Below are 25,406 nucleotides of genomic sequence, written 5' to 3'. Positions count from 1 at the left end.
TCCTGCGCCCAACTCGGGCCGCAGCTCACCGGCGCGCAGGCCGAGGCCTGGCGGATCCCCCTGTCCACGCGTCCACCTTGCCCGGCTACCTCCACCTGCGCCCCGGCCCCAGCCAGCAGCTCGGTGTCGGGCTGGGTGGTCATGCTGGTGTGGTGCAGAACTGGTGGGCGCCGCGCAGTGTGGTGCGTAGTTTCCGCTGGGTGGCTCGGCTGTCGAGGCGTACGTCGAGGGCGCCGGGAAGGGTGCTGTGGGCTCGTAGGCCCGTGGGCAGCCGGGAGGCGTCCAGGCCGTCGCGTCTGGCGATGAGGGTGCCGAGTTCGTGGCGGCTCACAGCGTGGGGCCCTGCCAGGTGGTGGACGCCGGCCGTGTCGCCGTACGCCAGTTCCAGAAGGGCGGCGGCCAGGTCGGCGACGTGCACCGGGCAGCGGACGTCGTCGGTGAACAGGACGCCGTCGCGGGTGCCGGCGGCCAGTTCGTGCACGATGCGCTCATGCACGGAATCGCCGTCGCCGATGATCAGTGACGTGCGGGCGACGACGGCCTGCGGATACACGAGGAGGATCCCGGTCTCCGCTGCCGCCTTCGCCGCCCCGTACGGGGTGACGGGGTCGGGCAGGCACGACTCGTCGTAGTGGACGCCGGCGCCGGAGAACACCGCGTCGCTGGACACGTGGACCAAGCGGCTTCCGTACCTTGCCGCCGTCATCGCCAGCCGGACGGGCCCCTGCGCCGTCACCGCCCAGTCGGCGTCGCCGCTCGATGCGTTGACGACGAGATCCGCGCCGACTTCGGCCACGACGGCGTCCACGCGTCCAGGATCCCGCAGGTCAAGTGGGTACCACGCGGCGTGGGGAGCGGTGCCGGGCCTGGTCGCGTAGGTCGCGGCCGTTGCGTGCCCGGCCATGGCCGCCTGGCGGATCAACTCGGTGCCCAGGAAACCACTGCCGCCGATGATCAAGACCGTCATGGCGCGACACAGTAGACCGTCCCGCGTCCGCGCGGACCGCTCCGCAGCAGCACCGGAAGAACTGTGACCCACGTCACCCGCGGACGGCTTCCGGGTCACCCGGGGACCGTCGATTGCCCCACCCGCTGACCAGGCACTCTACAGAAAACCCTCTAGAAAATGAGGACCTCGAATAGGCGCTCCACGACCCGGAATCCCTGGAAAATTACGGACCGCCCGCGACTTACCGCAGTCCCGCAGTCGAGTTGTTCACTCGGCGACCTGTGAGCCTTCCCTGACGGATCACCGCCGATTGGCGGCCGCAAGTTCGGATCCCTGCCAGCGCATCGTCGGCGCCCCGCGCCCGAGGCTGCATCCCGCGCCACCACTCAAGCCGTGATCCCGCGTTGCCGCCACCAGCTGGTCCTGAGGGCGCGGGCAGTGCAGGGCCTGTTCCCACCAGCGGGCCACCACCTATGCGCCAGCGTGAACGAGAGCGCGCCGAGGTAACAAGGTCGGCCACGCCATGTGTACGCTCCGGGGGCGCCGCAGGTACTGCCTACGTTGGGTTATGTCCATCGCATGGCGATGGCGGAGAGCTGCTCGATTCGCTCCGCGGAGAGGGTTGCGGCTCTGGATCTCTGGTTGCTGATCCATGCACCAAGCCGGATCTGCCATTCCTCCTGGTCCTGGCCGCTGCCGCCCTCCCTGCACGCGCCGCGTGCCGTGGCGGGGTGGGAACAGTGGTCGGAGGCGGACAAGCAGCGCCTCGGCGCGCTGTTGGGTACCCGCCATCGGGGGGAAGCGCTGCTGCACCACGTCGAGCGGACCGTCTACGACGTCTTCCATACCCCGGGCGCGGATGACCCGCTGCCCGCTCTCTACGCGCTCGGGTACAGCGAGCGGGGACGGGCGCTTGAACCGCATTGGGGCGGGGTACCTGGAGTTGGATTGTTCCGGACGGGCTATGGGAGATCGCGAAGCCGCTGATCCCGCCCTCAAGGATGCGTCCGCAGGGCGGAGGAACGCAGGACACGCCTGATGAGACGCTGTTCGCGGCGATTATCTACGTGCTGGTCAGCGGCTGCGCCTGGCGCCAACTACCGCCCTGTTTCGGCATCTCGAAATCGACGGCTCACCGTCGGTTCCTGATCTGGTCGAGAGCCGGCCTCTGGGGGCGGCTGCACGAGGCCATGCTGCACCGACTCGACGACGCCGGCCTCATCGACGTCACCCGCGTTGTCCTGGACACGGCCCACGTGAGGGCTAAAAAGGGGGCGAACACACAGGTCCGAGCCCCGTGGCCGGGGCAAGCCGGGTTCCAAGATGCACGTCCTGTCGGATGCAAACGGGTTGCCCCTCCTTGTCGGCGTCTCCGCCGGCAACACCCACGACAGCGAAGGGCTGAAGCCCATGGTCGAGGGTCACCAAACGAGACGACCCCCACCGGGGCCGCCACTTCAAGCCCCAGCGCCTCCACGCGGACAAAGCGTACGATCGCGCTGATCTGCGGAAATGGTTACGCGGCAAACGCATCGGTGTACGGATCGCACGCAAAGGCATCGAGTCCAGCGAACGATTGGGCCGTCGCCGCTGGGTCATCGAGCGGACGATGTCCTGGCTGTCCGGCTACCGACGCTTGAGCCCTCGCTACGAGCGCGATCCTCGCAACTACCTGGCCTTTCTCGGCCTCGCAGCCGCTCTCTGCTGTTGCAGCGGGCCCGGCAGGCCTACGAAGCCGGCGAGCAGGGGCGGCAACAGGCGCTGTCGATCGCCACGTTGCTGTTCGTCATGCTCGGCCAGGCCCAGGCCAAAGTCGCCGAACTGACACGCCGCGCCGACGCGCTGGAGGCGGCGGCGATCGAGACCCCGGGCGGCCAGGGGGTGGTGGAGCTTTTGTCCCGGGCGCAACGGCAGGAGACGGAGCTGCGCGAACAGCTGGTCCGTGCCGAACGGGAGCGGGGTATCGCCCAGCAGGTCGCCGACCACGCGGCCCGTCGCATTCACGAGCTGGAGCGTGAGCTGGCCGAGCTGCGGCTGCGCATGGGGGAGGACGAGCCCTCCCGGACGCAGGAGCCGGCGCCTCTGCTGTCCGGCCCCGACTTGAGCGCTTTCAGTTCTGACGATGCCGCGCTCGACGACGTGGACCGTGCGCTGGACAAGGCGCGCGCCGTCCTGGACGAGGGGCACGAGTCTGTTCAGCAGGCCGCCGACGAGATGGGCTACTGGTCGTCATCCGCGTTGCCTTCGGCTGTTGGGCCGGAAGCCGGGAGCACCGGGCCCGGACAACTCTCGCAGAACCCGGGAAGGCCGACCGGCGGGTTGTCCGGAACAACCCCGGACAACCCGCCGACCAGCCAGGATGCATCCTTTCCCGCGCTGGAATCCCCGCAGTCTCCGCTCGCTGACGCCCCGGGGGACATTTCCGAGGCGGTCCACCGGATGTCGGGAGGAAGGGATTCGCAGGACATCGCGATGCGGCTGGGCCGGGCCGTCGTTCCCACGATCGCCGATTCGGTCATGGTCTACCTGCGGGACCCGATTGCGGTGGGTGACGCGGACGAGGGTCCGCTGGTGCTGCGGCTGCAACAGGTGTATCCGCTGCACGCCGCAGCCGGTGCCGCCTTATGCGAGGTACGTCCCGGCAGCGCGCTCTTCGACGTGCTGAACGGGGGAGTGCCGGTCACCGCGGACACGCCGGTCGGCGGCATTGCGCTGCCGGAACTGCTCGGTGAGGGGCACGAACTAGGCGGGAGCCACACCGTCCTGGTGCCGCTGCACGGTCGCCGGCGCATCATCGGCATGGCTGTGCTCCTGCGCGATCCTGCCGGCCAGGCCTTCCAGGAGGCTGATCTGTCAGTGGTTGCCGAGTACGGTGTCCGCAGCGCGCTCGCCATCGACAAGAGCCACGATCTGCAGGCCGCGGTACAAGACCTCCATCTCGGCCGCAGTTTCTCGGACACGCTGCAATCAGTTGCCGACGGCATCGTGGCTCATCTGGGATATCAGCTGGCGTGCGTCAACCTGGTCCGCCCCGATGGCGACCTCGTCGTCGCCGCTCTCTCCGGCAACTCCGCCGCCGAGGCACTCATCACCGGCCGCGTCGGCTCTCGCGAGTCCTGGGAGCGCAGGCTGTCCATGGGCCAGCACTGGGGCGACCTGGTCTTCATATCGCACACCGAGGGCTGGGTCCTCGACGATGACGACGTGCCGCAGTGGTACACCGAGGGTCCCGAACCTCAATCCGAGGACGAGTGGCATCCCTCCGACCGGCTGTTCGCACCCATGTACTACCCGAACGCTTCCGGTGCCCCCAGCGAGGAGCTGGTCGGTGTGATCTCGGTGGACTTGCCCCTCACCCGCCGCCGTCCCAGGCCGGACGAGCGCCGGAACCTGGAAGAGTTCGCCTTGCAAGCCGCCATCGCGATCACCAATAGCCGTCTGCGTTCCAACATGCAGCGCGCACTGGTCCGGATGGAAGGGCAGCAGAAGGCCCTGCGCGCCAGCGAGGAGAGCTTCCGGCAGGCCTTCGAGTACGCCCCCAACGGCATGGCCATCTCCGAGATGGGCGGCGACCAGCACGGCCGCATCCTCCGGACGAACGACGCACTGTGCCGCATGCTCGACCGCCCGGCCGCTGCGATGCGCCGCTACTCGTTTTCCGACTTCATCCACCCCGAGGACATAGGCACACTCCTCAGCACCAGCCCGGAGGGCGGGTACGCGGAAGTGCGCCTTGGCCGCCGCGACGGAACCTACCTGTGGGTCTCACTGCGCCACAGCGTGGTCGCGGACGTCAGCGACGGCCCCCGGCAGCTGCTCACCCACATCGAGGACATCGACGACCGCAAGCGCCGCGAGCTCGATCTCGCCCATCGCGCCTCACACGACGCCCTCACCGGCCTGCCGAACGCCACCGAGCTGCACACCCGCATCGAGGCGCAGCTCTGCACACTCCGAGAACAGAGGCTTGACGCACCCGCGCCAGGATTCGACGACCCGTTCCTCTACGACGACCACCCTGCTGAGACCGCGCACCGCCACCTTTCGGCTCCCGCGGCCGACCACCCCCACGGCCTCGCCGTGATTTTCTTCGCTCTCCGCGACTTCAAGGCACCAACACCCATTTCGGGTATGACGCTGGGGACAGCGTGCTCATTGAAGTCGCCCGGCGGCTCCGTCAGGCCGCACGCGAAGGCGACACGGTCGCCCGATACGGCGGTGACGAGTTCGTCGTCCTCGCCGCAGAACTCGCACCCGCCGATGCGCAGACCACCGCGGTCGCGCTGCAGACGCAGATCCACCTGCCGATCACCCTGGACGACGAGATCGTGCGCATGCACGCCGGTGCCGGCATCGCATGGGCCCAGTGCGGACAGGCTCCCGCGGACATCCTGCGGACGGCCCGCGCGCACGCGGGTTGAGCTTGTCGGACCAGCTCGCTCTGCTCGTCGCGCTGCTCCTGGTCGTCGTCGTGGTGCTGCTCGCGGCCGGCGTTGCCTACGTCGTGCACCGCCACCCGACCTGGGGCCAGCCCATTGGCGCCGCATTCGGCGCGGTCACGGTGATGGCCGCTCTGGTCGGCCTGATCCTCGCTCGGTGAGCAGCATTTCCCTGCGTGCGGGGCATCGGGGAGCCCGACCACGCACGGCTCTTGGTGGAGGTCTCCCAGCACGTCAACCTCCGGGTGCGCCATGTGGCTGAGGCACTTGAGGCGGTGGTCACCGGCAAGGAGCCCTTGCCCGAGGGGCTGCGGGATCACCTGGTTGCGGCGCTATCGCGTCGGCAGATGCGTGGGTTGAACAGCGGTGGGCGGGGTAGATGGGTGCGGCCGGCCGGGAAAGGGGTCGTGGCCTGGGGAGGTCAGAGGTGCCCTTTCCCGGCCCTTTGGTGTCCGCGTCGACCATTGCAGCGATCAACGGCTTCTGGTAGGACCTTAAGACGCGAGTCCGCGGCTTGGCCGCGTGCAAGTCGCGGTCGAGTAGGACGGCTGCTGCTCCGTCACGAGAGCGCGGTCATGTCTTGGCTTGTTCAGCATGGGGCGCGTTCCTTGCGCTGCGCGCCATCACCGTGGTGCGGCAGGTTGGTTGGTGCGCAGTGACTGGTTGGCGGCAAGCACGATCTTGAGGGTTCGCAGTCCGGCGAATCCGTCAGGGTGGGCTCGCAGTCCTGTGCGTGCTGTCGTGAGGAACTCCTCGAGCATGGCGGCGTCGAGGTCGGTGGTGCTCGGTTCCCAGCGTGTTTGCGCCTGGCTGGTGTCGTAGCCGCGCAGCAGGGGCGGGAAGGCGTCGAAGTAAGCGGTGCCTTTCTGGCCTATGCAGGTCAGAGTTAGCCCGCCCCAGGTGGGGTGGGTGGGGGGATGGCTCCAGCTGCAGTCGATCGTGGTGACCAGGCCGTTGGCGTAGGTGAGGGTGATCAGGCCGCTCGTTTCCACCTGTGGGGAATCGGCTTCGTCGGCGAGGAGCCGGTTGGCCTGGGCGTAGACCTGTGTGGGCAGTTCGCCGTCTAGGAGAACGTCCATGAGGTCGGCGATGTGGACGGTGTGGTCCATGATGGCGCCGCCCCCGGCGAGTGCGGGGTCCGCGAACCAGGGCTGCTGAAGGGCGGGGTTGGACGAGTTGTTGACTCCGTGAACGGTGATCAGTTGTCCGATGGCGCCGTTGGTCACGGCGTGGCGCAGGGAGGCGAAAGCGGGGTGGAAGCGTACTGGGTAGGCGGTCATGAGGTTGACACCTGCGGACTCGCAGACGTCGATCATGGCTTGGGCGTCTATGGCTGTGGTGGCCAGGGGCTTTTCGCAGAGGACGTGGGCCCCGGCTGCTGCTGCTTGCTCGACAAGTGCCCGGTGCCTGCTGGTCTCGCTCGTGACGATCACGGCTTGAGGGGCGTCGGCAAGGGCTTCGTCGTAGGTGTCGACGTAGGGCACGTCGAGGGAGTGGGCCAGGTTCTTGCCGCGGGAGGGGTCGTTCGGGTTGCCGTCGGGGTCTGTGGTGATCAGTTCCACGTCGGGTCGTGCGCGCAGCAGTTGCAGGTAAGTGGCAGCGTGGACGTGCGCGAAGGACAGGATGGCGATCTTCACGGGACGATTTCCTCTGTAGTTGGTGCGAGCAGCGCAGTCAGTTCGATGGCCTGTCCGGTGGCGGCGGAGGCGCGGGCGGCTTCGGCCAGGCGCACGGCGGCTACCCCGTCCTCGGCACTGACTCGAGGGGTTGGCCCGTCGGCGCATGCGGTGGCGAGCTCCCTGAGTTGGGCGAGGAAGGGGTCTTCTCCCCAGTCGCCCGAGGGGACGCCTTCTGTTTCGCTGGCAGTGCTCGTGGCGATGCGCAGGGCCGGGTGGGCGAGCGAGTCGTGGGTGAGCGTGCCGTTGGAGCCAGCGATGTGGAAGGTGTATTGGAACGGCGTTGCTGGAGGCCCCCAGTGTCCTTGGACGTGGGTGATGACTCCGGAGGTGTGGGTGAGGGTGGCGGAGCCGGCCGCCACGGGGGCTTTGTGCGCAAGGGCCGTGTGGTGGCCGCGCTGGGTGGCGTGGATGCGCACCACGTCGCCGAAGAGCCAGCGGGCGATGTCGATGTCGTGCAGCATCTGATCGGTGAGAATGCCGCCGGACAGAGCGGGGTCGGCGAACCACGGGCTCCAGGTGGGATACCGGCCGGAGCGGCTGAAGCGGGCCACGGCGATGCGGCCGAGGCTGCCTTCGCGCAGGGTTTGCCGGGCACGCTCGTAGGCGGGGAAGTACCGCACGACGTGGGCGGGGAAGAGGTGCAGGCCAGCCTGTTTGGCGGCGTCGGTTATGACGCGAGCGTCCTCAGTGGTGAGGGCAAGTGGCTTCTCGCATATGACGTGCGCTCCGGCCCGGAGGGCTTCCAGCGCGAGGTCGCGGTGTGTGGGGGTGGGTGTGCAGATGTCGGCGATGCCGGCGCCGTCGAGGGCCTGTCCGAGCGAGGTGGCTGTGACGGCTCCGAATTCTTCGGCCAGGTGTTGCGCCTGTCCGTCGGTGGAGTAGATGCGCACGCGTGCGCCCAGCGCGGTCCAGGCGGCGAGGTGGGTGCGGGCGATGAAGCCGGCGCCGATCAGGGCAACGTCGAGTGTGGTCATGGCCGGATGCTTTCTTGGTCGCTGCCAGGTGGGACGGGAGACTTCTGCGACGCCGGACTTCCCTGGCTGACGGCCTCGTGGACGAGGCTGGACGTCGTCCAGCAGGCGCCGGCCCGGACGAGGTCGGTCGCGGTCGTGGTGGTGGTCACCCCGACGATGTCGCGGACGCCCGCCTTGATGAGCGCGCGGATGCCTGAGGGGGAGTCTTCGAAGGCCATGCATCGGTCAGGGACGGCATCCAGGGCTCGGCACGCGGCGAGGTAGCCCTCCGGTGAAGGTTTGCCGTGGCGTACCTGCTCGGAGGTCACGACGATGTCGATGAGATGGCGCACATTGAGAGCGCCGTTGAGGATGCGTTCGGCCCAGACGGCTCCTGCGCTGGTCACCACCGCCATGGGCACTCCTTGGGCATGCAGTCGGCGGATGAGATCGGCGGCACCGGGGACGACGGGGACGGTGTGGGCCTGGCTGAGGATGAACTCGGTCATCTCGGCCACAGCCTGCTCGGTGCGGGTGTCTGACGAAGGCCCCGGCAGACCCGGCAGGACATCGGCCGGTCGCCGGCCCATGTAACGCTGCTCGTACTCGCTGTCGGAGACAGACAGGCCCCGGGCGTCGAAGAGCGCCTGCCAGCTTCTGCGGTGGACGTCTTCGCTGAGCACCAGTGTGCCGTCCATGTCCAGCAGAACTGCCTGGGCCGATTCCAGAGCGAGGGCCGGACTGCGTTCACCGGGCTGCACATGGGTCATGAGGCAGCCCAGCTGAACAACAGTGCTCCCGCGGTGACGTTGCCGGTGATCGCGGGCGGTTGTGCGGATCCGGGAGCAGAGTCCAGGACCACGATGGGGCAGACGGCGGACAGACCGGCTGCCCGGACGGCGGCTGCGTCGAAGGTGATCACTTGCTGACCGACATGCACGTCGTCGCCCTCGGCTACATGAGAGGTGAAGCCGTTGCCGTCCAGCCGCACGGTGTCGATGCCCAGGTGGACGAGGACGCCGACGCCGTCCGGGGTCTTGATGACGAAGGCGTGCGGATGCATTTTCAGGACTGTGCCACTGACGGGTGCGAGGGCTTCCACCTCAACTGCTGCGGGAGGGGGGTCGATGGCCACCCCGGACCCCACGAGGTGGCCGGCGAAGACGGGGTCGGAAACCTTGCCCAGGGCCATGAGTGCGCCGGCGAGAGGCGCGTAGACAGCGAGGCTCACAGCATGTCCTTGATGTCGTCGGCAAGGCTTTCCGCCTCAGCTCCCACGACGACCTGCACCACAGATCCCGAGGTCAGCACACCGTGCGCACCCGCCTGCCTGAGCGCCTGGACATTCACGACGGAAGGGTCGCGGATCTCGGTACGCAGCCTGGTGATACAGGCTTCCAGATCGGTGATGTTCTCCGCGCCGCCGAGTCCGTCAACGATGCGTTGTGCCTTTTCTGACATCAGTTGCTCCTTCGGACCGCACTGCCCGGGGACCCTTCCACGGCAGTGGTAATTACCAGTAATGACCAGACCGTAGCGCGGCGAGCAAACCCGTGCAAGGCACCGACATTCATGAGCATGACAATTTGCGCCTGAAAGCCCCACCGCCGCGGAGCCGACCGCCTACTCGGAAAGGGTCATATGCACCTTGTACCGATCGGCCCGGAACCACGTGTAGGCGTGCTCGACCGGCCGGCTGCCGCTGTAGGCGATCCGGTCGAAGGCCAGCACCGGGGAGCCCTTGGCAATGCCCAGCACAGTAGCGATCTCCGGGGAAGCCGAGGCGGCACCGACCGTCTGCTCGGCGCGGTCGACCGGCAGGCCGTAGCGCGCGGCCAGGGTTTCGTAGACGGAGGCGCTGAAGTCGACGTCGTCCAGATCGGGGAGCAGTTCGCTGTCGTACCAGGCGTCGTCGACTGCGATCGGGGTTCCGTCAGCGAGCCTGAGCCGGCGAACGCGCCAGGCCTGGCGCCCGTCGGGCAGCTCCAAGCCGGCAGCGACGGCCGCAGAGGGCGTGTCACGGCCGACGGACAGCACAACGGTGCCCGGCTTGAGCCCAAGGCGGCGCATGTCCTCATGGAAGGAGGCAAGGCGAAGCTCGGAGCGATGAGCCCGTTCGGCCACGAAGGTACCGCGCCCGTGCACTCTGACCGCGAGCCCTTCGGCGACGAGCTGCCCGATGGCTTCCCGTACGGTCACACGGCTGACGCCGTGGTCCGCGCACAGCTGGCGCTCGCTGGGCAAGGCGTCGCCGGCGGCGAGCTGGTTGGTGCACATGTCGACGAGGATGGCGCGCAGCTGGGCGTGCTTGGGCAGCACACCCTTGGCGTCGATCTGCTGCTTGCTCATGGGATTCCCCCTACGTGAGGGCGCTGGAGCGCGCTCTGTGGTCATGACCAGTATGCACCTCGGATTCTCATGCGGCCGGTGTACGCCCCGGAACTGGCATGCATGCATGCATGCATGCGGGCGTGCACGGGCATTGACACCTCTCAGGCTAGGGGTAATTCTGGCCATGCAACTGGTCATGACCAGACAGGACCTGTACTGTCCTCGTTCATCCCAGCTTGCTCATCGCCGGATACGGCCCGTTTCTCCGCCGTGGTCGTCCCCTCCAGCTCACACCCGTTGAGGTCGTCATGAGTGCCACCACATCCTCACCCGCAGCCCCGGCCCGCCGTTCCGGCCTGGGGAACCTGCAAAAACTCGGCCGCAGCCTGATGCTGCCGATCGCCACGCTGCCTGCCGCCGGGCTTCTGCTGAGGCTCGGGCAGGACGACGTGCTCGGCCGCTTCGCTCCTCTGAAGGACGCGGCCTCCGTGATCTCGGCCGCGGGAGGCGCGCTCTTCACTCACCTGCCACTGATCTTCGCTGTCGGTATCGCCATCGGCTTCGCGAAGAAGGCCGACGGGTCCACAGCCCTCGCAGCAGTGGTCGGCTACCTCGTCCTGGACGGGGTCTTCACCGCCATGTCCCCCATCGTCCTCAACGGCGAGAAGGATCCATCAGGCGCACAGGCGACGATCAACTTCGGGGTGCTGGGCGGCATCGTCATCGGTCTGCTGGCCGCTGTGCTGTGGCAGCGCTTCTACCGCACCACGCTCCCGCCCTACCTGGGCTTCTTCAGCGGGCGCAGGCTCGTCCCCATCATCATGGCCCTCATGGCCCTCGTGGTGGGCGTCCTGATGAGCCTGATCTACCCGCTCTTCAACAACGGGCTGACGGCCGTCGGTGAAGCCGTCGACCAGAACAGCATCATCGGCGGCGGCATCTACGGCATGGCCAACAAGCTGCTGATCCCGCTGGGTCTGCACCACATCCTGAACTCCGTTGTGTGGTTCATTCTGGGCGACTACAACAACGTCCACGGGGACCTCAACCGCTTCTTCGCCGGCGATCCCCATGCGGGAATCTTCATGACGGGCTTCTTCCCGATCATGATGTTCGCCCTGCCGGCCGCCGCCCTCGCCATCTGGCGCGAGGCACGCCCCGAGCAGCGGAAGACCGTGGGCGGCATCATGCTCTCCGCCGCGCTGACCAGCTTCCTCACCGGCATCACCGAGCCGATCGAGTTCTCCTTCCTCTTCGTCGCCTGGCCGCTGTACCTGGTCCACGCCTTCCTGACCGGCACCTCGCTCGCCCTGTGCAATGCCCTGGGCATCCACGACGGGTTCACCTTCTCCGCCGGCCTCATCGACTACGTACTCAACTGGGGCAAGGCCACCCACCCCCTGCTGCTCCTGCCCATCGGCCTGGGCTACGCCGTCCTGTACTACGTGGTGTTCCGCTTCGTCATCCGCCGCTGGAACCTGCGCACCCCCGGTCGGGAAGACGACCCCACCGAGCAGAGCCAGCTTGAAACCGCCTCCCCCTGAAATGTCCATCCCCCGCTACGAAAGGACTCGTCCATGGCGCAGCGCGTCGTCACCATCGGCTCGCACGGCGGCCTTCATGCCCGTCCCGCGGCTACCTTCGCTCAGGCCGCTGGCCAGGCACCTGTTGCCGTCACCATCGCCGTCGACGGCAAGGAACCCGTTGCCGCCAGCAGCCTGCTGGGCGTCATGGCCCTCGGCGCACGGCACGGAGACCAGGTCAGGCTCACGGCCCACGGTGAGAAAGCTGAAACTGTCCTGGACGAACTGGCGCAGCTCCTGGAAGGGGAGCACGACGCGTGACCACGACGGCAGCCATGCTCATGTCCGGCCACGGTGTCAGCCAGGGCCTCGTTTGCGCCCCGGTAGCCCGGCTGAGACCCCCAGCGACCACCGACCCCGATGCAGCTCCCGGCGGCGATCCAGCACACGAGGTCCAGCGGGTACGCGACGCTCTGGCCCAGGTAGCACAGCAGCTCGCAGCCGTCGACGGCGGAGTAGTGGGTGACATCTTGCGGGCCGGAGCTGCAATGGCTCAGGATTCTGCGCTCCTGCAGGTCATCGCCGGCCACATCGGCCGAGGCAGCCCGACCGCTCACAGCGTCACCCTCGCCATCGACACCTACTGCCGCCAGTTGCGGCAGCTGGGCGGATACATGGCAGACCGTGTCACCGACCTGCAGGACATACGCAACCGTGCCGTCGCGCTCCTGCTCGGCGTCCCCCTGCCCGGCGGCCCCTTCGTCCTGGTCGCCCACGACCTGTCACCGGCCGACATGGCAAACCTCGCCACCAGCGATGCCGTCGCCCTGCTCACCGAGGCCGGCGGACCCACCAGCCACACCGCCATCCTCTCCCGCAGCCTCGGCCTACCCGCTGTCGTCGGCAGCCACGAGGCCGCCATTCTCACGGACGGCACCCCCGTCATCCTCGACGGGACATCGGGCACGGTGGAAGTACACCCCATGCCCCAGCGCCTGGATCAGGTCTGCCGTCAGTCCCAGGCCACACCGCAACACCAGACCTCCGGCCCCGGACACACGGCGGACGGCCACCGCATCGCCCTGCTGACCAACATCGGCACCGCGGCCGACGCGGCCAGAGCGGCAGCAGCCGACACCGCAGGCGTCGGGCTGTTCCGAACCGAGTTCCTCTTCCTCAACCGCTGCGAAGCACCCATAGCGGACGAGCAGACCGAAACCTACATCAAGGTCTTCCAGCACTTCGCCGGACGTCCGGTCACCGTGCGCACCCTCGATGCCGGATCCGACAAGCCCCTGCCCTCCCTCGGCCTACCAGACGAAGAAAACCCCGCCCTGGGCATCCGCGGCCTGGGCACGGCCCGGCTCCAGCCCGACGCGCTCACCACACAGCTCTCCGCGCTCGCCGCGGCCCAGCATCGCACTGGGGCGCAGCTCAGAGTCATGGCGCCCATGGTGTCCACCCCGAGCGAGGCCGCTCACTTCGCCGACCTGGCCCGCAGCCACGGCCTGGGCACCGTGGGCGTCATGATCGAAGTCCCCGCAGCCGCGCTGCGCGCCAGCGACATCATCCAGCACGTCGACTTCGTCAGCATCGGCACACCTGTGGCAGCCGGCCGTCCTCTCCCTCGTCGCGCAAGTTGGCAGGGCTGCCACCGATCTCGGGCGGCCGGCAGGCGTGTGCGGGGAGGTCGCCGCCGATCCGCTCCTGGCAGCCGTATGGGCGGGGCTGCAGATCACCAGTCTGTCCATGGCCACCCCGGCCGTTGCCGCCGTCAGAGATCAGCTCACCCGCCTCTCCCTGAAGCAATGCCAGGAGATGGCGTCGGCGGCCCTCGACTCATCCGACCCAGATCAGGCGCGCGCCGCCGTGCAGAAAGCGATCAGCCAGTTCTCATGACCCGTTCCTTCTCTCCGTCCCCACGGCCCGGCAGCCGATCCTGCGCTCTCACGATGGGAACACCGGTATGGAGGTCGTAATCCGCCCCGACGCCGGCGAAGCCGGACGCACGGTGGCCGACATCGTGGACCGGGCACTGCATGACGGCGTACGCACGCCGGGCTGGCCACCGGCTCCTCCCCGCTCCTGGCCTACCGGGAACTGATCCGCCGGCACCAGGACGAGGGACTGAGCTTCGCCGGTGTCGACGCCTTTCTCCTCGACGAGTACGTAGGACTGCCCGCCACCCACCCGCAGGCCTACGCCCAAGTCATCCGCCGTGAGTTCACACAGCACGTCGACCTCGATCCCGCGCGCCTGCATACACCCGTGTCCACAGCCCCCGATCCGGTTGCTGAAGCTCGCCGCTACGAGAAGGCACTGGCCGCCCACGCCCCTGTCGGCGTACAGATCCTCGGCATCGGCAGCAACGGGCACATCGGCTTCAACGAACCCGCGTCCTCCCTGGCCTCACGCACCCGGCTCAAGACACTCACAGACGCCACCCGCCGGGACAATGCACGCTTCTTTACAAGCCTGGAGGCCGTGCCACGGCACGTGATCACCCAAGGACTGGCCACCATCAGTGAGGCCAGTCACCTGGTGCTGATCGCCACCGGCCCCCACAAAGCCCACGCGATCGCCGCCGCGGTGGAAGGACCGGTCAGCACCCGCTGCCCGGCTTCCGTCCTGCAACTGCACCCGCACGCCACCGTCGTGCTGGACGAGCTGGCGGCGGCCCAACTGCAAGACCTGCCGTACTACCGGCACGTGGCCCGCCACAAACCGGTCGGTCAGAGGTACTGATGAAAAACGCACCCAGTGTGGTGGCCGTCGATCTCGGCGGTACTACGATCAAGGCAGCGCGCCTGACCCCTCAGGGAACGGCAGAGGAAACACTGCGGCTGCCCACCCCCGTCGAGCGAGGGCAAGAGGCGATCCTCAACGCTGTCGCCGAAACCGCAGCCGCGCTCACTCGGCCTCACACTGCCGCCGTCGGCCTCTGCTCCCCCGGACTCGTCGACTCGGCCTCTGGAACGGTCCGCTTCGCAGCCAACCTCCGGCTCCGCGACGCCCCCCTCGCGCAACAGGTGGCCGAATGCACCCGTCTACCCGTCATCCTCGAACACGACGTCCGAGCCGCAGCCCTGGCCGAACACCGCCTGGGCTGCGGCAAAGGACTCGACGATCTATTCGTCGTCGTTCTCGGCACCGGAGTGGCCGCCGGAATCATCAGCGGGGGCCAGCTCATCCGCGGCGCAGAGGGCATGGCCGGTGAATTTGGACACCTCACCGTTCACCCCGACGGCGAACCCTGCGACTGCGGACAGCGTGGCTGCGTCGAGGCCTACGCCGGCGCCCGCGCCATCGTGCGCCGCTACAGCCGCACCGGCCGACACGTCCCCACCGCAGCCGACATCACTGCTCGGCTGGAGACGGACCCGGCCGCCGCACACATATGGAGCGAGGCGGCCGACGCCCTGGGTCGTGCCCTGGCCAACGCCACCGTGCTGCTGGACCCCGAGATGATCGTCCTGGCAGGGGGCATGTCCGTCGCAGGCGCTCTCCTCCTCCATCCGGTCCACAGCGCCCTGGAACAGAACCTGGCCTGGCGTCACGCTCCGCCCGTTCAGGTCTCACCGCTCGGCGCAGGCGCAGGTCTGCTCGGGGCAGCCCTGCACGCAGCCGAAACAACCGGCGCCTTCACTCTCCCACCCCACACCCCCGCCCTTTCCACATCTCCCTGACATTCGCCACGGGGGCCGCCAGCCGCCACGGACGGTTGGCCGCCCCCGTCCCGCACCGCAAGGAAACAACCGAGTGTGGTTCCGCAGAACAATCCGGCAACAGCCACGCCGCGTCGTTCCCGAACTGGACGACAGCGAGCTCGGCCGCGTCCTGTCCCATCTGGGCGCCCAGATCGCTGCACAAGGCGACAACCTCGCCCAGGCCAACGACCGCGGCGCCCTGACCTACCCCATAGAACAGGCGCTGCGAGACCCGGGCAGAGACTGGGACCGGCGCATCCACCGTCTACTTGTCCTCAGCTCTCTCAGAGAAGCACCCGTCCTGGCCCGCCAGTGGCACGCCCGACAACCAAACTGCCCCGACGCATTGGTGTTCGAAGCATTTGCCGGACTCGCGCAACACGGCTCCGGCGACGCTTCCGACCTCGGGTCGGTGATCGCGTTGTGCCGGCAAGCGGCAAAGCTGCTTCCCGACGATCCGGCTCCCTGGGTCGCCCTGATCACCTGTTACCGCCTGCTGCGGGCCGCCACTGCCGATGTGCGCTCGGCGTGGGAAGGCGTCAAGATCAGGGATCCATGGAACCGCGAAGCACACCTGCAAGTACTCCGCTACCTGTCCCCCCGTGAATGCGGTTCCCACGCGATGATGCTGGACTTCACCGACGCAGTCAGAGCTCAAGCACCACCGCGCTCGCCAGTCGAGTCGCTGGCCCTCCTCGCCAGCCTCACCCAGTACCTCACCCTCCGGGAAGCCGACGACATCACAGCACTCACGGCACACCGCCACTGGAATCACCCCCAGGAACGTGCCCTCATTGACAACGCACTCGCCACGTGGACACAGCCGGGCTATCTGACACATGCTGCGGCACTCAGCGACCTCAACGCCCTCGCCTACGTCCTGATCAAAGCCATGCGCCTTCGGGATGCCTCGACCGTTCTACAAGAGATCGGACCGGTGGTCACAGCATGGCCCTGGCAGGAAGACGGGCCTCCGGTAGAAGCGTTTCGCGACTGGTCTCGCCGAGCCAAGCGTGCCGCTGAGCAGCGATGACCAGACCGCTGCCCCCACCGAACACCCCTCACGAGCGGCATCAGCACCCCGTTGGCCGCCCCCTCACGCGAAAACCGGGAGCGTTTTGGCACCCCGCACCCGTTGACAGAAGACTCGGACATATCGAAACTGGTCATATCTGGTTATTACCAGCTTCAATCTAGAGCCGAGGCACGTCATGGCACTCCAAGCACCCCCGCACTCCCGATCGCTGGCAGCCCGCCCAGGGGCCACTACGGTGCCCCGCATCTCGCTCCATCTGCATCACCGCACAGGCAGCAAAACACCCGACTCGTTCGCCGTCACGCTGAAGACTCCCTGCACGGCCGATATGCCGCGCATCCGTGGGCGGGCGCGCGACTTTCTCGCCGGTCGACGCATGCCCGACAGCGTCCTCGACGACGCGCTGCTGGTGGTTTCCGAGCTGCTCACCAACGCGGTCCTCCATGCCCTGCCCCCGGCGGTGCTGCAAATACACTGCGACGATCAAGGCCGGGTGCACATCGAGGTCACTGACGGAGGCCCCTGCGTCAAGCGGCAAACCACAGAGACGGACGACGAGCACGGACGCGGCCTCTACATCGTCGCCGCCCTCTGTGCCAGTCACGGCACAATCACTCGCCGCAAGGGCGTAACTCGCTGGGCCCGCATCGACCTCTAAAATCAACGTCAGCCACTCTCTGCTCGTGTGTCACGGTACTTCGCGCTGTACCTCTATAGCGGAGCCACGCACCTGAGTTCGCCCTTCTCAGCCAAAGGGCACTCCGCTTCGGTCACCAACCCACCAGAGCCGGACCTCCCGCATCTGCGCCATAAGCCGAGCCGCCAGGACCTTCCCCACCGAATGACGCGCACCCGACCGGCCCGTGAAAGCGACGGCCCGAAGGGACCACCATCGTCGAAGTCGTCGCCCACGATGGCAGCCTGCCCTGGGCCCGAGTCGCTACGCCTCGTCCGCCTTGAGACGCTCCAGTCGCTCGTGCAGAGCAGCGATCTGCACGGTGATGTCGCCATGTTCCATGCGGTTGGCGGTGAGGTCCTCGGCGTATTGCTGTAGTGATCACGTGCCGTGGGATGTCCTGCAGGCTTGCAGGCGCTTCCTCGCCGCACCGCGAATCAGAGGTGCATACTGGTAATAACCAGAGAAGCGGCGCGTCGGCGCCCTCACACAAGGGGGGATCTCATGGCCAAGCAGCAGATCGACGCCAAGGGCATGTTGCCCAAGCATGCCCAGATGCGCGCCATCCTCGTCGACATGTGCACCAACCAGCTCTCCTCTGGTGACGTCCTGCCCAGCGAGCGCCAGCTGTGCGCGGACCACGGCGTCAGCCGTGTGACCGTGCGGGAAGCCATCGGGCAGCTCGTCGCCGAAGGGCTCGCGGTCAGAGTGCACGGGCGCGGTACCTTCGTGGCCGAACGGGCTCATCGCTCCGAGCTTCGCCTTGCCTCCTTCCATGAGGACATGCGCCGCCTCGGGCTCGAACCCGGCACCGTTGTGCTGTCCGTCGGACGCGACACCCCCTCCGCCGCCACCGCTGCCGCGCTCCAGTTGCCCGAAGGGCGCAAGACCTGGCATGTTCGTCGGCTCAGGCTCGCAGACGGAACGCCGATCGCCGTCGATGACGCCTGGTACGACGCCGAGCTGCTTCCCGGTCTGGACGACGTCGACTTCACTGCCTCCGTCTACGAGACGCTGGCCACACACTATGGCCGCCCGGTCGAGCGCGCCGAGCAGACCGTCGGCGCCGGCTTGGCGTCATCGGAGATCGCCACAGTGCTGGGCGTCGCCAAGGGCTCCCCGGTACTGACCTTCGACCGGATCGCCTACAGCGGCAGCCGGCCGGTCGAGCACGCCTACACGTGGTTCCGCGCCAACCGGTACAAGGTGCACATGACCCTCGCAGGTTAGGAAGCTGCCAACTCCGCGCGCGGGCGGGCGGGGCTTTCCCTCCTTTATGTCACATGACACACAGCCTTGCGTCACCTGGCCTGTGAAGGGCCCGGAGCGGAGGATCACCATGCCCGCGTCCTGGGCATACGGTCTGCACCGACCCCCGCAGACAGGGGCAACCGATAGAGGAGAGGCGGCCGGCAACGGCCGACGGGAGTGGGACACGCAGGCGAAGTGCCGCATCGCGGACACTGAGGACGAGGCCCTAGCTGGCGAAAGTCCAGCAGTCGTCGAAGAGCGTCGACCAGGGTGCACAGTTCGGTTTTTGCAGCAGCTCCTGACGTTGCGCGGCGCTCGCAGGGGCCCAGGGCATCAAGAACCAGGAGTGGTCGGCGCGGAAGTCGAGAATCGGCATGGCCAGGGGATGCCCGTCCAACAACTGGTTTGCTCAACCTAGTTGTGCCGAGGGTCTTGTGGGCCGCCCCGACCACGTCCGTCCGTGCCCCGTCCTGGGCGGGTTCAGGCGGGCAGGCGTAGTCCTAGCGCTCGGGAGCGGCGCGGCGGACCGCGGCGTAGGCGCACTGGCCGAGCGGTGCAGCCGTCGCGGCGACCGGGGGCCGGGGTGTGCGGTCCGGCGGTGTGCCGGTATCCGGCGTGCCTCATACACCTGGTCGCCGCTGACGGTGCGGGCTTCGAGTGACTCGTAGCCGTAGGGGGATTGGCGGACCGTCTCAGCGTAGACCTACGGCCTGCGGCCCCGGGCAGTCAGCGAGATCAGCAGGTGTATGCCGACGTTGACGCAGCCGGCACGACCGGGCGCACCGCCGGTGTGTTGCTGCTGGACCTTGTGCGTGTCCCTCTCGCGCGAGACGCGGTCTGGCAGCCGGCGCCCACGACGGTCAGCTTCTCCTGGGGCGCAGGCAGCGGCGCTCTGCGCGGCCCGGACGTTGGCGCCGCGGGTCTGACGCGGGCTAGCGGTCCGAACCCTCTGAAACGACGTCACCGGTCCGGAGCTGTCTGCATTTCTTTTCACCCGGCAGTTGACATCGCCCGGTCCTTAGCCCACGCTCTCCATACTGGTCACTACCAGATATGACCAGTCTTTCGGCTCGGCGGGGTAGCTCGTTCCGGCGCTGCCTGGCCTTGCTGGCGGCGTGCTCACCGCGAGGCTGCCGCAGCCGTCCACGAAGGTCTGAGGAAAATAGGAGTGTTGGACATGCGAACAGGTCTCATCGGCGCGGATGCTTTGGGCGCCGTGCACGTGGTGAACCTCGAGACGGCGGTACCGAAGTGCCGGTTGCCGGCTGCCGCTTCGGAGCGAATTCCGCCCGTCGCGCCGCAGGCCATCCGCTCCGCTGGGGCCGACGCCGGGGTCGTTGAGGAATCTTCCGACCCGGGCAGTGAGGACGCGGTCGTCACCGCCACGCCGGCCGAGAAGCAGCTGCCGAGGGCTTCCCTCAAGGCGTGCCTTTGCGGTCGGGGCGGGGTCGCGGAGTTCCTCGATGACAGGCTCACCGCGATCCGGCGCGGATCGGCGACCCCAGCCCACCGGCAGGACGCAACGAAGGTCATCCAGGTGGCGCCCGCCGCTCTCGCCTCGGCCGGGGCCGAAATGGTTATCGACGTCCCGCGGCAGGAGGTCACGCGAGCATGAGGATCAGTGCAAACAGAAGGGGTCTCCTGCGGCGTTTCGGGCTCTGGCTGGTGTTCGCCCTCGTCACGAGCATCCTGATGGTCGTGTCCCCGACGTTCCGCTCCGTGGTCAACCTGGAAAACATCCTGGAGCAGAACGCGATCATCGGCATCGTCGCCTGCGGCATGGCCGTCATGATGATCTCTGGAGGATTCGACCTGTCGGTCGGTACCGTCGGAGCCACCGCGTCGGTCGTCGGCGCAGTCGTCTCCGTTCACCACGGCACGCTCCTGACCGTCGCCGCCGCACTGGCCGCAGGTCTCGCCGTCGGTATCGCTAACGGGCTCCTGATCGCGAAGGTTCGCATCAACGCTTTCGTCGCGACTTTCGCCATGGCCAGCATCGTCTCCGGGCTGCTGTTCGTCGCCACCGGCGCCGAGTCCCGGCAAGGCGTCACCCCCCTACTGGACAGCGCCGCCAACTCCCGTATAGCCGGCATCCCGGTCATCTTCGTCGTCTTCATGTGCTGCCTGCTCGCGGTGTGGTTCCTGCTGACCCGCACCAAGTACGGCCACTACCTCTACAGCGTCGGAGGCAACGCCGAAGCCAGCCATCTGTCGGGCGTACCCGTGCAGCGTGTGCAGGTCTTCGCCTTCGCCATGGGCGGACTGCTGGCGGCGGGTGCGGGCCTGCTGCTGCTGGGCCAGACACTTGTCGGCCAGCCATCGGCCGCAGCCGACTGGCCCCTGGAGGCCATTGCCATCTGCGTGGTCGGCGGCATCGCTCTGACCGGTGGTGTCGGGCGCATCGAGGACGTCCTTGCCGCGACCCTTCTGCTCGGCGTCATCTCCAACGGCCTCAACCAGCTCAATGTGTCGCCGTACTGGAAGCCCGCCGTCACCGGCCTGGTCATTCTCATGGCCGTCGTCATCGACCGCTACGGCCGGTCCAGCCATGAAGCCAGGCGCAGCAGCAGGAACTCCTCTCCACCCTCTGCCGCGCCTACCGCCGCCCGCCTGCCCCAGTCGGCCAAGGCCTGAAGGCCGACCGGTCGGTCCTGGGCGGCGCACCTGCGCCCCAGGACACGTAGTGATCCGCACATCACCAAGTCCTCGCGGACTTCCGTACGACAACGCCCCAAGGGAGCACCATGTCCGCAACAACGCCCACCCTCCGCTCCGTCAGACGCGGCCTGGCCGTCATGACCGCCACCGCATGGCTTGCCGCACTCACGGCCGGCTGCGGCAGCAGCAACAGCAGCAGCACCTCCGCCGCTGGCAAGGACAAGACCTTCACCATCGGTCTCGCCAACGCCAGCAGCGAAATCCCCTTCCTCGCCTCGATGCAGTCCGCCTTCGAGTCGGAGGCGAAGCGGCTGGGCATAAAGACCGTCGTCCTCAACGGCAGCCTGGACAATGCCAAGCAGGCAGCCAATGTGCAGAGCCTGGTGGCTCGCCGTGTGGACCTGATCCTCGTGTGCTCCTCCAGTCCGACTGCGGTCATCCCCGCCATCAAGCAGGCGAAGAGCGCCGACATCCCCGTGATGGCGCTCAACGCCCAACTCGCACCCGGAGCCGACGTGATTACCTACATCGGGGCTTCGGACTTCCAGTACGGACAGGGAGAGGGCAAGCTCATCGTCAAGGCCCTTCCGCACGGCGGAAAGATCGCGGTCGAGCTCGGGCCGCTCGGCGACACCCCGCAGGTCGAGCGACTCAAGGGCATCAAGGATGTCCTGAAGAGCCACGCAGACATCAAGATCGTCGCCACGCCGGTCGACAACTTCACCAACAGCGAGAACCTGTCCGTAACCCAGGACCTGCTGTCGAAGTACCCCAAGGGCAAGCTGGATGCGATCGTCGCCGAGGGCCCTGAGATGTACGTCGGTGCCCAGTACGCGCGGAAGATCGGACGCAACGAAATCCGCTTCATCGCCGGCGACTACTCCAAGCAGGTCGAGGCGGCCGTCAAGTCCGGCGCCCTGTACGGCACCGTCAACCAGAGCCCCGTCCTGGAGGGCAAGCTCGGCGCCCAGTACGCCAAGTACTGGCTGACCGGCCAGAAGGACAAGGTCAAGCGGCCCACGTCCTACATCCCGCTGCCCCTGATCACCAAGGACAGCGTGGACGCCAACCCCGCTGAGTGGAGCGGCTGACGCCCGACCGCCCTGCGCGCCTGCCACCACGCATGCAGGCGCGCAGGGCTCCTGGCCACCAGTCGGCCAGGCAGCGCGCACCGCAATACCTCCGCCACCAGACACGCCAACGCAACAGAGGAACAAGTGTCCATGCCCAGTGACATCAGGCTCCAGCTCTCGGGCGTTACCAAGCAGTTCGGTCCCGTTCAGGTTCTTGACCATGTCGACCTCCAGGTGCGTGCCGGTCAGGTCCACGGGCTCATCGGGCAGAACGGTGCGGGCAAGTCCACTCTGGTGAAGACCCTCGCCGGCCTCTACCCCGACCACGGCGGCGTGATCACCCTCGACGGCAGGCTCGCGACGCTGGGCAGCCCGCGCCAGTCCCGGGCGGAGGGAATCGCTGTCATCCACCAGGAGTTCAGCCTGGTCTCGGAGATGACCGTCGCCGAGAACCTCCTCCTCGGTCAGGAACCCGGACGCTGGCGCTACAGCCGCCGGACCGTCCACCACCGGGCCCAAGCCCTGGTCGAACAGGTCGGCATCGAGATCGGCGCGAGCCTCCACACCAGCGTCGGCACCCTCAGCCCCGCCGTCCGGCAGCGCATCGAAATCGTCAAAGCCCTGGCTGAGGACGTCAAAGTCCTCATCATGGACGAACCCACCGCCCGGCTGGCAGAAGCCGAGCGCCAGTCCTTGTTCCGCGTCATACGCGACTTGGCCAACCGCGGCGTCGGCATCATCTTCATCTCCCATTTCCTGGAAGAAGTCCGCGACGTCACCGACTGGCTCACCGTCATGCGCAACGGCAAAGTCATCGCCTCCCAGCCGACCTCATCCCTGACGGTGGTCCAGATGGCCGAACTGATGCTGGGTGAGAAGTTCAAGCAGACCCTGGACGAGGAAGTAGCCGCCCACCAGGCCGACGACAACAAGCCCGTCGTCCTTCAGGCCGATGCCATCACTTCGGGCCCACGCCTGCGCGACGTCACCATCAGCCTGCGCGCCGGCGAGATCATGGGCGTCGCCGGTCTCGTCGGCTCCGGCCGCACCCGGCTCTGCCGGATCCTCAGCGGTGCTGACAAACCGACCAGCGGTCGTCTACGTCTGCGCGGCAAGGAGGTGACCTTCCACTCCCCGCGGGGTGCCATTGCCCATGGGGTCGCCCTCGTACCGGAGGACCGTAAGCACCAGGGCCTGAGCCTGTCCGCTCCGCTAACTTCGAACCTGAGCCTCATGGCCCTGCATCGCCGGCTCGGCCGCTGGGGCGTCGTTCCGCAACGCACGGTCCAGCAGCTGAGTACCCGGCTCGTGACGGAACTCGAGATCGTCCCCGGCGACATCCACGCCCATGGCGCCACGCTCAGCGGCGGCAACCAGCAGAAAGTCGTCCTCGGCAAAACCTTCGCCGCCGAACCCGACGTCCTCATCATCGACCAGCCCACCGCCGGCGTGGATATCGGCACCAAGGCCCAAATCCACAGACTGCTGCGCGAACGCGCAGACGCCGGTGCAGCCGTTCTCGTCGTCTCGGACGATCTGGAGGAGCTGTATGCACTCGGCGACCGCTTCCACGTCCTGCGTCACGGGCAAACCGTCTGGGAGGGCACCAGCGCCGACGTCAGCCACAAGCAGCTAGTACAGCTTATCTCGTCAGGGCTGACCGATCACGACGAGCAAAGCAGAATGCCGTAGACGCCGAGAGCTCTTTGCGACTCCGCTGCCTGGTACCGCCGCCGCTACGTAGCGATTCGGCCGTGCCCGCGGACCAAGCGGTTGAACCGGCTCAGGCAGCGGGCGAGCCCGAGGGCGTGCCGAACTGGCAGCCGCCAGGCAGATGGACCCGTGTCGGGGAATCACGAGGCGCCGCGTGAGGTGTCGTTGGTCAGGTGCCTGGCTCTCAGTCGTCCGGGCGGGCATGTCGTAGAGCTGAGCTAGGTAATGATGCGGCGCCGGGGGAACCTGATCGTAGCTGGCGGCTGCCCAGCCCTGCATAACGGCCCCGCGGAGCGCCTCGGACCCGGGGCGGGGTGCCGGTCACTTTCCGTCCATTCGGGCAGAGCGGGTGCCGGTTTCCGGGCGGTTCGTGCGCCCCGGTCCGCGAACGCCTGGACGCCTACCTCACCCACCGCACCGCCCGCTGGCCGGCGACCGCGAACCCCTACCTGTTCACCCACCCGCAGAGCGCCAACGGCACCGACCCGGTCGGACCCCGCTTCGTCTACACACGCCTGGGCCCGCACCTGAACACCCGCGACCTGCGCACCGACCGACTCCTGCAAGAAGCTCTCGCCGGTGGCGACGCCAAACGCATCAGCGAAATGTTCGGCATGACCATCGACACCGCCCAGCGCTACACCAGCATCCTGGGCCACCCCGCCTTCAACGACCCAGCCCTCCACACGCCCAGATCACCGTGATCCCCGGCAGCTGCACCCCGCTCCAGACGACGCTGCAGGCCGGCAAGGCGTGCAGAGCAGGCTCTGTCCGGCCGGCCACCGTCTCGTCGCATGGGTCGCCAGGCCCTGCTCTCGCTTGCCGACCCAGCCATGACAGGTCTTACGATCGGCCCGTGATGGATACCCCGACACATTGGACCGTGCGCCAGTCGGCTCGGTCGCGTGGCCTCCTTGTCAGACCTGACAGACGCGATGAGAGTTGAGTCGCGCGTTGATCGCGTCGCGCCAGGAGCCACCGGGTTTTGGGGGCAAGGCGATGACCCGTTGCGGCAGGTGCACCTCGGCGCCTTTAAAGCCGCCTGCCATGCGGCGGCCCGGTCGATTCGGGCCACGGTCGGCGAAGTGACTCCGGCCGGAGCCACGCCGAGTTTCCATACGGTTCTCATCACCGCCCCCGGCATTCGGTCGACCGTCCTGTGCCACGACGTACTCCCTGCGATGTGCCGGTTTTGTGTCGGTGGGTGGGTGTCAGTGACGGCACATCAGAGCTGGGTGTTTCCGCTGGTCGGGTGTTGAGGTAGGGCGGGGTCACTGTCGTTGGGTGGTTTCTGTAGCGGTGTGGCTGTCATGGGGTGGTACGCCCCGCTCTGTTCCACTGTCTTGAGAACGGCACTTCTGATCCTTCCGAGGTCTGCGCGGCGGCACGGTGGCCGGTGTCGGTCTTGCGCGGGCGGA

At 67.7% G+C, this 25,406-nt stretch carries 21 protein-coding genes and 4 pseudogenes; 16 read left to right on the top strand and 9 right to left on the bottom strand.

What is annotated here, in order from left to right:
- Positions 1-139 precede the first annotated feature (139 nt).
- Positions 140-967 carry an SDR family oxidoreductase gene (locus ACF1GV_RS40435; protein ID WP_391691858.1) on the bottom strand — a complete coding sequence of 276 codons (828 nt, stop codon included), beginning with the start codon at positions 965-967 and terminating at the stop codon, positions 140-142.
- A gap of 548 nt (positions 968-1,515) precedes the next feature.
- The gene (locus ACF1GV_RS40430) at positions 1,516-1,707 is read right to left on the bottom strand and encodes a helicase associated domain-containing protein (RefSeq protein WP_391691856.1); all 192 of its coding nucleotides are present in this window, start codon (positions 1,705-1,707) and stop codon (positions 1,516-1,518) included.
- Between the two features lie 165 nt (positions 1,708-1,872).
- Between ACF1GV_RS40430 and ACF1GV_RS40425 the strand changes: the two are divergent.
- The 3 genes and pseudogenes from ACF1GV_RS40425 to ACF1GV_RS40415 all read left to right on the top strand — a co-directional run.
- A pseudogene (locus tag ACF1GV_RS40425) lies at positions 1,873-2,657 on the top strand (IS5 family transposase); the annotation flags it as partial.
- 1,091 nt (positions 2,658-3,748) lie between these two features.
- Positions 3,749-5,370, top strand: a pseudogene (locus ACF1GV_RS40420) (diguanylate cyclase domain-containing protein).
- A gap of 2 nt (positions 5,371-5,372) precedes the next feature.
- On the top strand, positions 5,373-5,549 hold the full coding sequence (locus ACF1GV_RS40415) for a hypothetical protein (RefSeq protein ID WP_391691854.1): 177 nt from the start codon (positions 5,373-5,375) through the stop codon (positions 5,547-5,549).
- A 462-nt stretch (positions 5,550-6,011) separates the two neighbouring features.
- On the opposite strand, the gene ACF1GV_RS40410 is transcribed toward ACF1GV_RS40415, so the two are convergent.
- The 6 genes from ACF1GV_RS40410 to ACF1GV_RS40385 form a co-directional block, all read right to left on the bottom strand.
- Positions 6,012-7,025, bottom strand: coding sequence for a Gfo/Idh/MocA family protein (locus tag ACF1GV_RS40410; RefSeq protein WP_391691852.1), 1,014 nt, complete (start codon positions 7,023-7,025; stop codon positions 6,012-6,014).
- Entirely contained in the window at positions 7,022-8,041 is a 1,020-nt protein-coding gene (locus tag ACF1GV_RS40405) for a Gfo/Idh/MocA family protein (RefSeq protein WP_391691850.1), read from the bottom strand. Before ACF1GV_RS40405 ends, ACF1GV_RS40410 begins: the two co-directional genes overlap by 4 nt.
- Positions 8,038-8,790 carry an HAD family hydrolase gene (locus ACF1GV_RS40400; RefSeq protein ID WP_391691848.1) on the bottom strand — a complete coding sequence of 251 codons (753 nt, stop codon included), beginning with the start codon at positions 8,788-8,790 and terminating at the stop codon, positions 8,038-8,040. Before ACF1GV_RS40400 ends, ACF1GV_RS40405 begins: the two co-directional genes overlap by 4 nt.
- Positions 8,787-9,251: a PTS glucose transporter subunit IIA gene (locus tag ACF1GV_RS40395; protein ID WP_391691846.1), complete on the bottom strand. Its 465-nt coding sequence runs from the start codon at positions 9,249-9,251 to the stop codon at positions 8,787-8,789. The genes ACF1GV_RS40400 and ACF1GV_RS40395 overlap by 4 nt, the downstream gene beginning before the upstream one ends.
- Positions 9,248-9,481: a glucose PTS transporter subunit EIIB gene (locus ACF1GV_RS40390; RefSeq protein WP_391691844.1), complete on the bottom strand. Its 234-nt coding sequence runs from the start codon at positions 9,479-9,481 to the stop codon at positions 9,248-9,250. The genes ACF1GV_RS40395 and ACF1GV_RS40390 overlap by 4 nt, the downstream gene beginning before the upstream one ends.
- A 162-nt stretch (positions 9,482-9,643) precedes the next feature.
- Entirely contained in the window at positions 9,644-10,369 is a 726-nt protein-coding gene (locus ACF1GV_RS40385; protein ID WP_391691842.1) for a GntR family transcriptional regulator, read from the bottom strand.
- A gap of 290 nt (positions 10,370-10,659) precedes the next feature.
- Between ACF1GV_RS40385 and ACF1GV_RS40380 the strand changes: the two genes are divergently transcribed.
- The 8 genes and pseudogenes from ACF1GV_RS40380 (at position 10,660) to ACF1GV_RS40345 (ending at position 18,523) form a co-directional block, all read left to right on the top strand.
- Entirely contained in the window at positions 10,660-11,895 is a 1,236-nt protein-coding gene (locus ACF1GV_RS40380) for a PTS transporter subunit EIIC (protein ID WP_391691840.1), read from the top strand.
- A gap of 33 nt (positions 11,896-11,928) precedes the next feature.
- On the top strand, positions 11,929-12,195 hold the full coding sequence (locus ACF1GV_RS40375; protein WP_391691838.1) for an HPr family phosphocarrier protein: 267 nt from the start codon (positions 11,929-11,931) through the stop codon (positions 12,193-12,195).
- A gap of 14 nt (positions 12,196-12,209) precedes the next feature.
- A pseudogene (locus ACF1GV_RS40370) lies at positions 12,210-13,773 on the top strand (phosphoenolpyruvate--protein phosphotransferase).
- Between the two features lie 67 nt (positions 13,774-13,840).
- Positions 13,841-14,619, top strand: a pseudogene (locus ACF1GV_RS40365) (glucosamine-6-phosphate deaminase).
- Positions 14,620-14,639: 20 nt separating this feature from the next.
- A complete protein-coding gene (locus ACF1GV_RS40360; protein ID WP_391691836.1) occupies positions 14,640-15,560 on the top strand; it encodes an ROK family protein in 921 nt (306 codons plus the stop codon).
- A 73-nt stretch (positions 15,561-15,633) separates the two neighbouring features.
- On the top strand, positions 15,634-16,614 hold the full coding sequence (locus ACF1GV_RS40355; protein WP_391691834.1) for a hypothetical protein: 981 nt from the start codon (positions 15,634-15,636) through the stop codon (positions 16,612-16,614).
- 238 nt (positions 16,615-16,852) lie between these two features.
- Positions 16,853-17,275 carry an ATP-binding protein gene (locus ACF1GV_RS40350; RefSeq protein WP_391691832.1) on the top strand — a complete coding sequence of 141 codons (423 nt, stop codon included), beginning with the start codon at positions 16,853-16,855 and terminating at the stop codon, positions 17,273-17,275.
- 522 nt (positions 17,276-17,797) lie between these two features.
- Complete coding sequence (locus ACF1GV_RS40345) at positions 17,798-18,523, top strand: GntR family transcriptional regulator (RefSeq protein WP_391691830.1); 726 nt, start codon at positions 17,798-17,800, stop codon at positions 18,521-18,523.
- 247 nt (positions 18,524-18,770) lie between these two features.
- Here the strand turns inward: ACF1GV_RS40345 and ACF1GV_RS40340 are convergent, their stop codons facing one another.
- On the bottom strand, positions 18,771-18,920 hold the full coding sequence (locus ACF1GV_RS40340; protein ID WP_391691828.1) for a hypothetical protein: 150 nt from the start codon (positions 18,918-18,920) through the stop codon (positions 18,771-18,773).
- 801 nt (positions 18,921-19,721) lie between these two features.
- Here ACF1GV_RS40340 and ACF1GV_RS40335 point away from each other — a divergent pair.
- The 5 genes from ACF1GV_RS40335 (at position 19,722) to ACF1GV_RS40315 (ending at position 24,692) form a co-directional block, all read left to right on the top strand.
- Entirely contained in the window at positions 19,722-20,159 is a 438-nt protein-coding gene (locus ACF1GV_RS40335) for a hypothetical protein (RefSeq protein WP_391691826.1), read from the top strand.
- Between the two features lie 50 nt (positions 20,160-20,209).
- Positions 20,210-21,178, top strand: coding sequence for an ABC transporter permease (locus ACF1GV_RS40330; RefSeq protein WP_391691824.1), 969 nt, complete (start codon positions 20,210-20,212; stop codon positions 21,176-21,178).
- 110 nt (positions 21,179-21,288) lie between these two features.
- The gene (locus ACF1GV_RS40325) at positions 21,289-22,293 is read left to right on the top strand and encodes a sugar ABC transporter substrate-binding protein (RefSeq protein WP_391691822.1); all 1,005 of its coding nucleotides are present in this window, start codon (positions 21,289-21,291) and stop codon (positions 22,291-22,293) included.
- Between the two features lie 132 nt (positions 22,294-22,425).
- On the top strand, positions 22,426-23,967 hold the full coding sequence (locus tag ACF1GV_RS40320; RefSeq protein WP_391691820.1) for a sugar ABC transporter ATP-binding protein: 1,542 nt from the start codon (positions 22,426-22,428) through the stop codon (positions 23,965-23,967).
- A 335-nt stretch (positions 23,968-24,302) separates the two neighbouring features.
- Positions 24,303-24,692: a hypothetical protein gene (locus tag ACF1GV_RS40315; RefSeq protein WP_391691818.1), complete on the top strand. Its 390-nt coding sequence runs from the start codon at positions 24,303-24,305 to the stop codon at positions 24,690-24,692.
- Positions 24,693-25,406 lie beyond the last annotated feature (714 nt).

This window comes from Streptomyces sp. NPDC014006, from assembly GCF_043088925.1.
Classification (GTDB): domain Bacteria; phylum Actinomycetota; class Actinomycetes; order Streptomycetales; family Streptomycetaceae; genus Streptomyces.
Note: the sequence above shows the minus strand (reverse complement) of the source record. Positions and strands in the feature narration are given on the sequence as shown.